This window comes from Parasaccharibacter sp. TMW 2.1891 (assembly GCF_023337675.1).
GTDB classification, from domain to species: Bacteria; Pseudomonadota; Alphaproteobacteria; order Acetobacterales; family Acetobacteraceae; genus Bombella; species Bombella apis.
On sequence record NZ_QORT01000004.1, the window covers coordinates 28,449 to 40,452 of the forward strand.

Annotated in this window: 9 protein-coding genes and 1 riboswitch; of the genes, 5 read left to right on the forward strand and 4 right to left on the reverse strand. The window is 60.7% G+C overall.

What is annotated here, in order from left to right:
• Window positions 1-4 precede the first annotated feature (4 nt).
• Together DTJ15_RS08580 and DTJ15_RS08585 are read left to right on the forward strand one after the other, a co-directional pair.
• The gene (locus tag DTJ15_RS08580) at window positions 5-2,098 is read left to right on the forward strand and encodes a DEAD/DEAH box helicase (protein ID WP_249109834.1); all 2,094 of its coding nucleotides are present in this window, start codon (window positions 5-7) and stop codon (window positions 2,096-2,098) included.
• 4 nt (window positions 2,099-2,102) lie between these two features.
• Window positions 2,103-3,323, forward strand: coding sequence for a GIY-YIG nuclease family protein (locus tag DTJ15_RS08585; protein ID WP_192848782.1), 1,221 nt, complete (start codon window positions 2,103-2,105; stop codon window positions 3,321-3,323).
• Window positions 3,324-3,328: 5 nt separating this feature from the next.
• On the opposite strand, the gene DTJ15_RS08590 is transcribed toward DTJ15_RS08585, so the two are convergent.
• Window positions 3,329-4,972 (reverse strand): heparinase II/III family protein, encoded by a 1,644-nt coding sequence (locus tag DTJ15_RS08590; RefSeq protein ID WP_052349005.1) that lies wholly within the window; start codon window positions 4,970-4,972, stop codon window positions 3,329-3,331.
• Between the two features lie 3 nt (window positions 4,973-4,975).
• The gene (gene rpe, locus DTJ15_RS08595) at window positions 4,976-5,650 is read right to left on the reverse strand and encodes a ribulose-phosphate 3-epimerase (protein ID WP_081847690.1); all 675 of its coding nucleotides are present in this window, start codon (window positions 5,648-5,650) and stop codon (window positions 4,976-4,978) included.
• A 159-nt stretch (window positions 5,651-5,809) separates the two neighbouring features.
• A riboswitch (TPP riboswitch) is annotated at window positions 5,810-5,924 on the forward strand.
• Between the two features lie 250 nt (window positions 5,925-6,174).
• Between rpe and DTJ15_RS08600 the strand changes: the two genes are divergently transcribed.
• The 3 genes from DTJ15_RS08600 to pnuC are packed head-to-tail and all read left to right on the forward strand — an operon-like array spanning window position 6,175 to window position 10,109.
• Window positions 6,175-8,403: a TonB-dependent receptor domain-containing protein gene (locus DTJ15_RS08600; protein ID WP_249109836.1), complete on the forward strand. Its 2,229-nt coding sequence runs from the start codon at window positions 6,175-6,177 to the stop codon at window positions 8,401-8,403.
• 2 nt (window positions 8,404-8,405) lie between these two features.
• Window positions 8,406-9,530, forward strand: a complete 1,125-nt coding sequence (locus DTJ15_RS08605; RefSeq protein WP_249109839.1) for a phosphotransferase enzyme family protein — start codon at window positions 8,406-8,408, stop codon at window positions 9,528-9,530.
• 3 nt (window positions 9,531-9,533) lie between these two features.
• Window positions 9,534-10,109 (forward strand): nicotinamide riboside transporter PnuC, encoded by a 576-nt coding sequence (pnuC, locus tag DTJ15_RS08610; RefSeq protein ID WP_249109840.1) that lies wholly within the window; start codon window positions 9,534-9,536, stop codon window positions 10,107-10,109.
• 25 nt (window positions 10,110-10,134) lie between these two features.
• Here pnuC and DTJ15_RS08615 read toward each other — a convergent pair whose 3' ends face one another.
• Window positions 10,135-10,488, reverse strand: a complete 354-nt coding sequence (locus tag DTJ15_RS08615) for a hypothetical protein (protein ID WP_052349007.1) — start codon at window positions 10,486-10,488, stop codon at window positions 10,135-10,137.
• A 26-nt stretch (window positions 10,489-10,514) separates the two neighbouring features.
• The gene (locus DTJ15_RS08620; RefSeq protein ID WP_408902178.1) at window positions 10,515-12,002 is read right to left on the reverse strand and encodes an efflux transporter outer membrane subunit; all 1,488 of its coding nucleotides are present in this window, start codon (window positions 12,000-12,002) and stop codon (window positions 10,515-10,517) included.
• Between the last annotated feature and the right edge of the window lie 2 nt (window positions 12,003-12,004).

The following is a 12,004-nucleotide window of genomic DNA, read 5'->3' on the forward strand; positions in this document are numbered from 1 at the left end:
CCCGATGGCAAACATGCTCACCATGACCTATGGCCATAGCAAGGCAGGCACCAACGCACAGGGGATGCGCCCCATGCAGGAGCGTGTCTACAATGTTCGGCAGGCCCAGCATATCCTCCTCAAGGCCCCGCCTGCCGCCGGGAAAAGCCGTGCCCTCATGTTCGTGGCGCTGGACAAGATGCGCCACCAGCATGTGAAAAAGACCATCATCTGCGTGCCGGAGACCTCCATCGGCGGCTCCTTCCGCAGCACATCCCTCCCCGGTTTTGAATGTGACTGGGTGGTGGAAGACCGCTGGAATCTCTGCCTCGACAGTGACGAAAGCTCCCCCCGCAAGGTGCGGGCTTTTCAGGATTTTCTACAGGATGACAAGGCGCAGGTGCTCGTCTGCACCCATGCTACCTTCCGCTTTGGGTATGATGCCGTCATCGCACAAGATGGTGTGGAGCGTTTCGATTCCTGCTTCATCGCTGTGGATGAGTTTCATCATGTTTCAGCGGGGGATAATAACCGCCTCGGCTTCATCCTGCGGGAATTGCTGAGCCGGGACCGCTGCCACCTCATGGCGATGACGGGCAGTTACTTCCGGGGGGATTCCATCCCCGTTCTCCGCCCGGAAGATGAAAGCCGCTTCACCCCCATTACCTACAGCTATTACGAACAGCTGGAGGGCTATGAGTTCCTCAAGAAACTGGGCATCTCCTACGAGTTCTATAAAGGCACCTACATCAACGGGCTGAAGGATGTTCTGGACCCCACACGCAAGACCATCATCCACATTCCGCACCGTGGATCATCCGAGGCCTTTGGTGACAAATATGATGAAGTCGGGCAGATCATCGACCTCATCGGCACGGTTGAAAGGCGGGACCCGGAAACCGGCTTCGACATCATCCGCCGGCCTGATGGCCAACTCATCAAACTGGCTGACCTTGTGGATGATGGCCCCAACCGGGACCTCATCAAGGCCAGCCTTGCCAGAACCATCACCGGACCGGATGGCAAACGGGATGACGAAGCCGACCGGGCCAAGGTGGACATCATCATCGCCCTCGGCATGGCCAAGGAAGGGTTCGACTGGGTCTGGTGCGAACATGCCCTGACCATCGGCTACCGTTCCTCCCTCACGGAGATCGTCCAGATCATCGGCCGGGCCACACGGGACGCCCCCGCCAAAACACGGGCTGTCTTCACCAATCTGGTCGCCGAGCCGGGGGTGGAGACGCAAATCGTGCAGGATGCCGTGAATGACATGCTCAAAGCCATTTCCGGCTCCCTGCTGATGGAACAGGTGCTTGCACCGAACTTCAAGTTCTACAGGCGGGAAGACGGCGATATCCGTGCTCCTGTCAGCACGGATGCACAGGGGCATGTCACCATTGGCATCCACAACCTTGATGAACCGCCGACCCAGCGTGCCCGTGACATCTGCGAAAGGGACATGAACGACCTTGTCGCCACCACCCATCAACATATGTCCAGCCGTGCCCTGAACCCCGGCACGGCCCCCGAGGTCCTCAACCAGCCCATGCTGACCGGCATCATCGAGAAACGCTACCCTGATCTGACAGAGGATGAAACGGAATCTGTCCGGCAGCAGCTTTCCGCCCGCATCAATCTTTCCACACTGGCCCGGCAGACCCTTCAGGAAACGGATACACCCCCAGCACCACCCCACGGGAGCGGGTCTTCATCCGGGGCGGGCACCCCTCCCACCACAGAGACCACAGAGGAAGACAAGACGGCCAGCGCCCCCAACACGTTGCTCAGCCTCGTCCAACGACTCATCAACGTAAAAGAACTCGATATTGAGCTGATCGACAGCGTCAACTGCTTCCGGGAACGGTTTGAAATCATCTCCCGCGACATGGACGCCCCCCTGCTGGCACAGATCAAGACCGCCTTCACCGCCCAGCGTTACCCCATGGCGACTGAGGAGGCCATTGCCCTCTGGCCCCGCATCAAGGCTTTTCGTGACCAGGAAGGCCGTATGCCAGACAGCCATTCACCCGATGAGCTGGAGCAGCGTCTGGCCATGGCTCTGGTTCATCTTGCCAGAGAAAAAGCCAGGACTCTCCGCCAGCAGCAACAGGGCTGACCTGATGAAACGTCTCACGCTGAACGATATTTTTACAGAAGATGATGAACTCGGCCTGCTTCCGGTTGATACCTCCTCAGCCCGCACAGGGCAGACCAACCGCAGGACAGGACTGGACCTTCTGAAGGAAGCAGAACGTTTTGTCGAAAACAATGGCAGACTTCCCAGGCACACGGCTGAAAATCACGAAGAAATGTGCCTCTCTGCCGCACTTGATCGTCTGGCCCAGAACCCTTCCCCGGCCATAAAGAAAGCTGACAGGCTGGGGCTGCTTGCCAGACCAAACCTGCCATCATCCCCCCCTCTGCCCGACTGGCGGGATGAGCAGGCCTTCACAGACATCCCCCACACACTGAAAGATATTCTCGATGATGATGATCTGGAGATGGATACCAGCATCTTCAGCCTCCGCCACTCCAGCCCCGCCGCAGAACGGGCCGTGCCGGAGCATCAGGCCACCATCACGCCCTGCGCCAATTTTCAGGATTATGAGGCCCTGTTCGAGACCGTACAGCAGGAGATAACCAACGGCCTCCGTACGGCAAGGCGTGTGAGAAAGAATCAGATTCTTGAACCTGCAGAAGGCGATTTCTTCATCCGCAACGGTTTGATCGCCTATGTCGCCGAGAAGTACGAAAAGACCTATCGCCATGGCGACAGAGAGCATCGCCTGCGCATCATCTTCTCCAATGGGACGGAAAGCGACCCGCTCATGTCGTCCTTCCGTAAATCCCTGACAGAGGACAAAACGGCCCGGTTCATCTCCCGCATCGGCCTTGGGCCCCTCGCCGGGAGCGAGACCGTGGCCAACGCCACCGGTACCATTTACGTTGCCCGCTCCCTCTCCGAAGTTCCATCAATCCGTAAATTGCGGGGAAAACTTTACAAGATCGGCGTCACAAGTGGTGACGTTCGCCGCCGGGTCGCTGATGCCCGCAATGACCCCACCTTTCTCATGGCCCCTGTGGAGATTGTAGCCACCTATACGCTGGTCAATCTTTCCCATCGCAAGGTGGAAGACTGCCTGCACCGCTTTTTTGCCCCCTCACGGGCAATACTTCACGTCCGGGACCGACTGGGAAAACAGATCTACCCGAAGGAATGGTTCCTGCTCCACGCCGAACTGGTCGGCCAGGCAGCCCACCTCCTCCAGAAGGGCACCCTCCACCTCCATACGTATGATCCCCATCAACAGGCCATCATCCGCAAGGAGGCGTCTTCCTGACACCCTTATAGTGGGACATGCTCCAGCACCCAGTCCACCTTCTGCTGGCGTCTGGACGCTTTGGCGGCCCTGCCCCCGGCTTCAGTTGCCTCTTCCTCAGCAGGCGGCAGGGGACGGCCAGGGCAGGACTGGACGACAATCTGGGCTGTCTGTTCCGGCACGCCCCGTCCCATGTAAAGATCATCCTCCAGCATGATCACCCCGCCTGTCTGACGGAAACGCCACAGCTCTGAGGGCGCATGAAGCAGGATATCATCATCCTCCCGCTCCACACGGACATCGGGATGGATGTGGAACCGCAGCATGAAAGACACATCCCGCTCCCCCTCCACCGTTTCACTGCCACGCAGCTCCTCCCCGGATGGTTCCAGAAACAGGGAGCGGGACCAGAGGACACCGTAGGACGGGTAGTACCCATTATGCGACAGATGGAGTTCCTGAACACGACCCTGCCGTTTCTGTTCGCAGCGTACCTGTGAGGGACGGCGGGTCACGTGGCCATCATTCCCGAAATCGGACGAGGATTCACCATCCACGACCAGAATCGTATGCGCTGCCGAACTGCGCAGGGCCCGCCGCCAGGGGCCGCCCTCCGCTGCCCCACAATTGACGAACAGACGCTGCCGGTCGTGGGAGAACTCAAAAGACAATGTACCGGCATGGGCCATACCATCCATCCCCTGCGGCGGTGGTGCGGCGGCATCCACCAGCAGCAGGGCCCTTCCGGCTGTCAGGCGGGCAAAACCGCCCCGGCTCAGGCTGGAGGCCACTACCTTGTATCGCTCTGCCTGCTCCAGCAGAGCCTGCACGGCTTTCGCACCACGCTCCTGCGACCCATTGAACAGGGCCAGCCCCCCATCCCCATGGCAGAAGGCCCGCAACACGGCACAGGCCCGCCCCAGCATCACCGGGACACAGTCTGGTGGCATCCACTGCAACGTGGTGAACATGCCCTGAATGGCTGTCAGCTCCTGCACGCAACGATACTGGGCCTCCGGGCTGCGCTCGGCCACAATGCCCTCATCACCCAGCAGGCGCTTCAGCTCCAGCGGCAGCTGCTGCTCAAACCGTTTGAAGAACCCATCATAATACGGCACGGCCATATAGACGGCCAGCAAGCCCCGCAGAACAGCCAGCCCTTCCCACCCCATGGGAGGCAGAGGCAGCATGGCCGAAAGGCGACGGGCCTCCTTCACGGCGGCATCCAGCACCAGCTGCTGCGTCCCTTCCGTAGCCGTGGAAAGGCAGAACTCATAATGCCCCAGCCAATTGGCCAGCCGCCGCCCCATCACGCTGCTTTCCCGGGCGACAGGATCAGCCGGGGGGCGGTCTGCCCATGATGCCACCATGGAGCGCGCCAGAAGTCGGGCTCCATTCGTACCAAAGGTCCGCAGGTCCTTCAGCCAGTCAAACCCATAGAACCAGCGCCGGACATCCTCCGGCCAGCTATTGCTCTGCCAGACCCCCCGCAGGGGCAAGCTGTAGGTTTTCTGGGCAAAACGGAACACACCCCCCGTCAGCAGGGCGCCCTGGTCCACATCGCCCTCTTCCCTGTCCTGATAGAGACAGACAGGGCTTGTCCCCTCATGCTGCCGCTGGGGCAGGGAGACGAGCAGCAACCGGAAATACCGCCTGAAGGACCTAAACAACCATCATTCCCCTGATGGGGCCAGTGTGGCAGGCTTGGCCGCCGCACGCAGGCCCCGGATCGCTGCCGCCCGGTCATCCCTGCCGAAAATGGCTGAACCAGCCACCAGCATGGTTGCTCCGGCTTCTGTCACCAGTGGGGTGGTGGTCTCATCAATACCACCATCCACACCCAACACGATGTCACGGCCGCTCTGCCGGATCATCCCGGCAAGGGTCCGTATCTTGGCCAACTGGCCATGCAGGAATTTCTGCCCTCCGAAACCAGGATTGACCGTCATGACCAGAATGATGTCCACCATGTCCATGACCTCGGAGAGAGCCTCCGGCGGCGTGGCAGGGCAGATGGCCACACCTGCCTTGCAACCCAGCGCATGGATGCTCTGGAGAGTACGGTGAAGATGGGCATTCCCCTCCACATGCACGGTGATGTGATCCACTCCCGCTTCTGCCATGGCAGCCAGATAGGGATCTGCCGGCTCGATCATCAGGTGGGCATCAAAGCGCGCCCTACTGTGAGGGCGCAGCGCCTTGATGACGGGCATACCAAAGGAAATGTTCGGAACAAAATGCCCATCCATGACATCAAGATGCAGCCATGGTGCCTCCGCCACACTGCCCATTTCATGACGCAGATTGGAGAAATCGGCGGCAAGCAGGCTTGGTGCGATGATGGGCATGTAACCTCTCTCTGAAAACTGAAGATGCATATTTTCATCCGATATTGGCAGAATAAGGCTTTTTTACAAGAGAAGCCCATTTTGCGCCGGTACATGGCCATTCATTTGTACAGAGATGACAGAAAATGGACACGATCTGCCTTCTCTGCTAACAGGGGGCAATGTTCCGAGGGGTGCCTTCACCATACAAGGCTGAGAGGGTGGGTCCGGCCCATCCAACCCTTTGAACCTGATCCGGTTCGTACCGGCGAAGGGACAGGAAAACAGCACGGAACGGGATGTCCCCGTCATCTCCCCTGAACTGACGCCTGCACAGCGAACCTTCACCATCGTGCTCCGAAGGCGAAGATTCCATGCGCTTATTTTTTTCCAGCCACAAAAAGGCCCCTCTCTTTCTGCTCCTGTGCAGCCCCGGCTTGGCACTGGCAGACTCAGGAAAACCGACTCATCCGTCGGCGGCACACCACCACCCGGCCCAACAGCCTTCCCATGCCAGACCGGCCAAAGCCGTACAGGCCAAAAAGGTGGAATACATCACTACCCGGGCGGCCCCGGAAACCGTGCAGCGGGGCGGCGGGCTGATCCAGCCCCAGCATGGCACGCAATCCATCAGCGAGGTGGGCCGGAGCTACATGGACATACAGGCGCCTACGGCCTCGGCCTTCCAGCTCGTGTCCGTCCTGCCGGGTGCCAATGTCATGACATCCGACCCCTTCGGCATCTCGCCCAACACCAACATCAGCGTCCGCGGCCTGAACGGTGATGCCCTGGGCTACGTGCTGGAGGGCATGCCGCTCAACGATGTTGCCTCCTATGGCGGGTACCCCAACCAGTTCGCCGATACGGAGAATTACAGCAAGGTCGGTCTCCAGCAGGGGGCAGCCGATCTGGATAGCCCGGTTCTCAACGCCGCCGGTGGGCTGATGAAGCTCTCTTTCCTCGACCCGTCCCTGAAGCCCGGTGGGCTGGCCTCCTTCTCCTACGGGTCCTTCAATACAAGGCGGGGTTTCATCCGGCTGGAGACGGGTGAGATAGGCCATAGCGGCGTGAGAGGCTTTGTCTCCTACTCCAACACACATGCGGATAACTGGCGCAGTGGCGGCTATGATACCCGCCAGCATATTGATTTCCGGCTGCTCAAAGAATGGGGGCAGGGAAACCAGGCGGGCATTCTGGGATCATGGAACAGGGCCGACACCAGCTACTACCCTTTCACCTCCCTCGAGGACTGGAAAAGTTCCGGCACCCGCAGCGGTCGGCTGACCAGACATTTCGAACCCGGGGAGAACAGCACCAGTTACTGGCGCCTTTCCCGTGATCCGGAAGAAACGCTCTATGTCGGGGCACCGGTGCACCTGCATTTCAGCCAGCGTCTGTCCTTCGACATCACGCCCTATGCCCAGCGTGCCTATGGCAACTTCCCCTCCGGCTCCACACTCTCCAGCACGGGGAACTATTACGGCACCCAGCCCGTCACCTCCCTGCCCGTGACGGACGGCCAGACCGTACGGGCCGACTACACCCAGCGCAGCTACCGCTCTGGCGTGAACATGGCTCTCCATGCCCGATATAAATGGAACGACTTCGTCATGGGCTACTGGTACGATTATTCAGACGATAACGAACCACAACCCTTCACATCTGTCGGAAGTGATGGCTCTGCCGCCAATATCTGGGCGGACAAAAAACGCAGCCGCATCCTCATGCCGGATGGCAACCCCTATCTGGCCGGGAGCTTTCACACCATGTCCCAGACCAATGCCCTCTATGTGGGAGACCACATCTCCCTGATGCAGGACAGGCTGGTGATGGATATCGGCTTCAAAGAGGTCATGCTGCATCGCTGGGGGACCAATGACGTACCCGGGCCGCAGCGCAACATCTCCAGCAACAGGCAGGAGCCCCTGCCACGCTTCGGAATGCGCTGGAACTTCACGAAACAGGATCAACTCTTCCTCAACGTGAACACCAACTTCCGGACACCGGCTGTTCCCACTTATTACAACAGCTATGCCGGTGTGGATGCCAATGGCGTACCCAACGGTTCCATCAGCCAGGCCGGAACCAACCGCCTGAAGAATGAATATTCCGTCTCCGAAGAGTTCGGCTACCGCCGCACGGGAGACTGGCTGACAGCCAGCCTGACCTTCTTCAACTATAATTTCCGCAACCGGCAGGTACAGACCGGGGAAGCGAGCAACCCCAACATCACCACGACCATCAATGCCGGGAAACAGACCTCCCGCGGTGTGGATGTGGAACTCGGTACACGCCCATGGCACCATATCAGCCCCTATGCGTCCTTCGAGTATCTCCATGCCACCATCGACAACAACATCGCCGCCGGGAGCGACATCCTGCCCACAGCGGGCAAAACAGCCGTCCGCAGCCCCCATTTTCAGGCAGGAGCGGGCCTGCGCTATGATGATGGGCACTTCTTCAGCATGATCTCCATGCATTACATGAGCCATCAATATTCCACCTTCATGAATGACGAGCGCATCCCTGCCATCATGACAGCCGACCTGACCCTTGGTTACCGCTTCAACAATGTGGGCTTCCTGCATCAACCCACATTGCGGCTGAACCTGAGCAACATCAGCAACCAGCGTTATCTCTCGGGCATCAACTCCACCACCCTGAATGCCCATGACACGACCGGCCTTCATGGCGGGCGGGTCAGCGGCTCGGCCCCGGGCTATTATATCGGGGCCCCCTTCGCCGCCCTTGCCAGCCTGACGGCTGGATTCTGAGCATGTCGGCACGCCCTCTTGGTCTGGAAAGCGGTTACAATGGCTGCGTCTGGCCTCCCCTGACAGACGGTGACGTCACGGCCCTTCTGCCGCACTGGGGCGTCCGGCCCGCCCGGAATCCCCTCCTCTGGCACAGCCGGCGCCCCTTCTCCGCCTCGGCCATCGTGGCGCTGGAAGATGGGGGGCGGCTGTTCCTCAAACGCCACGGACGTGCCCTGCGCTCTGTGGAAACACTGACGGAAGAACACCGCTTCGCCAGCCATCTGGCAAAGCGGGGCCTGCCAGCCGCCGCCCCACTGCCCATGCTGGATGGCCGGACCGCCCTGGCCACGCCTGAGCATACCTACGAAGCCTTCCCCCTTTACACGGAGCAGGACGCCTATCGGGGGCTGGACTCATGGCGGCCCTATCACGACACGGCACAGGCGGCTTCCAGCGGAACACTTCTGGCACGGCTGCATCAGGCCAGCGAGGGCCATCAGGCCCCACCACGCCATGACCCACCCCTCATTTCCGCCCGGCATCCCCTGCTGGGCGACAGGCTGGCGGACAGCCTGATCCCGTGGATCACCCGACAGGAAGGGCTGACAGACACATATCCCCTCTCATCGCTGCAACGGGATGTCCTGCCCCTTCTGACCCCGTTCCATGAAGCCCTGCTCCCCCTGCTGCCAGAAGACCGCCCCCTCTGGGGGCATGGGGACTGGCACGGGGCCAACCTCCTCTGGCACAGGGAGAGTAATGGGCTCGTGGCTGCCCGTGCCTTCGATTTCGGCATGTGTGACCTGACCAGTGCCAGCTTCGACCTCGCCGTGGCCATGGAACGCAGCTTCATCAGCTGGCTGGCCCCGGATGGCTACCCGACCGTGCATGAGGAGCAGCTGAGGGCCTTCCTGCACGCCTATGATGTCCAGCGGCCCCGCAGCCCTGCCGAGAAACGCCTCACCGCCTGCTGGCTACCCCTCTGCCACGTCACCTTTGCCCTTTCAGAGGTTGCCTATTACGGCCATGTCCTCGGCAACAGGAACGCCGCCAACATATCCCGGCGGGACTACCTCATCGGCCATGCACGCTGGTTCCAGACGGAACGTGGCCGGGCCCTGCTGGCCATGCTGGAAAGAGACTGACCCATGACGGAACTGATCGCCGCACTGCTCAGTGCCTCCGGCGTCTGGCTGACAGCACAACGCCTCATGATGGGCTGGCCCATCTCCCTGCTGGCAACGCTCTTTTATGGCACGGTGTTCTTCCAGGCCCATCTCTATGCAGACACGGTGCTGCAAGGTGTCTTCAGCATCGCCATCCTCTATGGCTGGGCCTTGTGGGCACGAGAAAAACAGGCCGGAGGGAATCTCCGCCACGATAGGCCATCCAGCCCGGCAGATGACCTGCCCGCCCGCCCTCTCGCCTTCAACCGGGCCATGTTGGAGACGGGCTTCTTCCTGATTCTCTCCATTCTCTGGATTCTGTCCCTGCAACGCTGGAGTGACGACCCAACTCCTCTTCTGGATGGAGGGCTGAGCGGAGCCAGCCTGCTTGCCCAGCTCTGGACAGCCCGGCGCCACCGTGTGAGCTGGCTGCTCTGGTCCGGCATTGACGTGATCTATACGGGCCTGTTCATCAACCGCTCTCTCACCATCACGGCCCTGCTCTATGCCGGCTATACCGGCCTCGGCCTCTACGGCTACTGGAAGTGGAAACGCTGACCCCCCGAAACAGGCAGGACCGTTCCTACTGGTTCATCCGATCCAGCTCTTCCGGCGTGAGACGCTGGATGCGGACGGGTTTCCCGCTGGAATCATAATAGACGATGGCTGCCCCACGGCGTTCGCCATAGCCATCTGGCTGACCACTTTTCTTGCGGAACAGCAGGCGGTTCCGCTCGGGCTGCACGGTCACCTCATCACCCCGGGGAACAAAATGAAACATGCTATAATCGGCATGTACCCTGGGCAGGGACGAGCCGGGCATCGGCTTTCTGACAACCGAATCAGCCTCATCAGCCTGCGCAGGAGCCAGTCCGGCCACACCCATCAGCATCATGCCAGTTCCTGCCAGCAGGCCAGCCTGTTTCATAAAACGCATATGCCGTCTCCCCTCGGCCCGACCCCTTACAGATGGCCGGGTGGTGTGTTTGATGTCCCCTGGCTTTTGCGGCTCCAGCCGCCACCCAGGGCACGATACAGCGTTACCATGTTCTGAAACCGTGCCGCCTCGACCATGATGCGGGTCTGCTGGGCCTGATAGAGCTGGCGCTCCTGCACCAGCGTGGTCAGGTAACTGTCGATGCCAGCATGATAGCGCATCCGGGCGAGATCGTAAGCCCGCTGGGCCTGTGTTTCCAGCACGATCATATGACTGTCCTGCCGACGGTATGTCTCCCGTGCTGTCAGCGCATCGGACACTTCCCGGAAGGCCGACTGGATGGCCTTCTGATATTCGGCAATGCCCTGCTTCAGCTTGGCCTTGGCCGTCCGCAGGTTCCCTTCATTGACACCCCATGTCAGCAGCGGGATGCTGATGTTGGGGGAGACGCCCCATGTCTCGGCCAGATGGCTGAACAGGCGGCGGAACTGGAGAGAACTGGTCCCCTCGCTCGCCGTCAGCGTCACACGGGGATAGAAAGCGGCCCGGGCCGCCCCGACAGAGGCATGGGCTCCCAGCAGGCTGTGCTCGGCCGCCATGATGTCGGGCCGCTGCTGCAGCAGGTCGGACGGCAGACCGGCTGGCAGGTCGGAAATCATCGTCTGCCGTCCCATCGGGAGGGGCGGCGGCAGGTCTGCAGGCAGGGGCGTGCCGACGAGCAGCTGCAACGCATGTTCGTCATCCGCCACAGCCCTTGTTTCCTTCTCCTCGTCAGAACGGGCCTGCTCCAGCTCGGTCGCACTCTGGGCCAAGGTCAGGGCATCCAGCTCGCCATGATCATATTCCAGCTTGTTGAGACGCCATGTATCCGCCCTCGTGCGGGCTGTACAGTGGGCGAGGTCCAGCAGACGCCGATCCGCCAGCCACTGGATGTAGGTGCTTGCCACCTGTGAGACGGTGGTGATCCACAGGTTCCGCAGATTCTCGACCGTGCCCAGCGTCTGTTCCTTCTGGGCCTGGCTCAGATTGCGGATGCGGCCCCAGAGGTCGATCTCATAGGACGAAAACCCGATGGACGTCTGATAGAAACGCAGGGTGGACACCGATGTGCCAGACCCCGGTGCAAAGGAGAACCCGGCCGTATCAGACGGCCCCAAATACTGCGCACCACCCCCGACTGAAATGGTCGGGAACAGGGCGGCATTCTGCACCTGATACTGCCCCTGTTCGGCCGCCACGGCAGCCATCTGGGCAGCAAGGTCCCGGTTGTTGGCAAGGGACAGACCAATAAGGGCCTTCAGCCGTGGATCGGTGAAGAAATCTTCCCAACCAAGATCGGACACCTGCTGATGGGCGGGCTGGCCCGGCCTGATCTCTGCATCGGCCGGGTAGGTCTGCGAGACGGCCGCATCCGGCCGATGATATTTCGGAGACAGGTTGCAGGAAGTCAGCAGCAGGCTGCCCAGCCCCATCATCCCTGCAAGAACGGCCCTGTTCCTGCCGTGCTGCTTCATGG

Excerpts from the sequence above, each read along its gene's own strand:
- DTJ15_RS08580 (WP_249109834.1), top strand. The coding sequence starts at position 5 with ATGGCAAACATGCTCACCATGACCTATGGCCATAGCAAGGCAGGCACC.
- DTJ15_RS08585 (WP_192848782.1), top strand. The coding sequence starts at position 2,103 with ATGAAACGTCTCACGCTGAACGATATTTTTACAGAAGATGATGAACTC.
- rpe (WP_081847690.1), bottom strand. The coding sequence starts at position 5,650 with ATGCCCATCATCGCACCAAGCCTGCTTGCCGCCGATTTCTCCAATCTG.
- DTJ15_RS08605 (WP_249109839.1), top strand. The coding sequence starts at position 8,406 with ATGTCGGCACGCCCTCTTGGTCTGGAAAGCGGTTACAATGGCTGCGTC.
- pnuC (WP_249109840.1), top strand. The coding sequence starts at position 9,534 with ATGACGGAACTGATCGCCGCACTGCTCAGTGCCTCCGGCGTCTGGCTG.
- DTJ15_RS08615 (WP_052349007.1), bottom strand. The coding sequence starts at position 10,488 with ATGCGTTTTATGAAACAGGCTGGCCTGCTGGCAGGAACTGGCATGATG.
- DTJ15_RS08620 (WP_408902178.1), bottom strand. The coding sequence starts at position 12,002 with ATGAAGCAGCACGGCAGGAACAGGGCCGTTCTTGCAGGGATGATGGGG.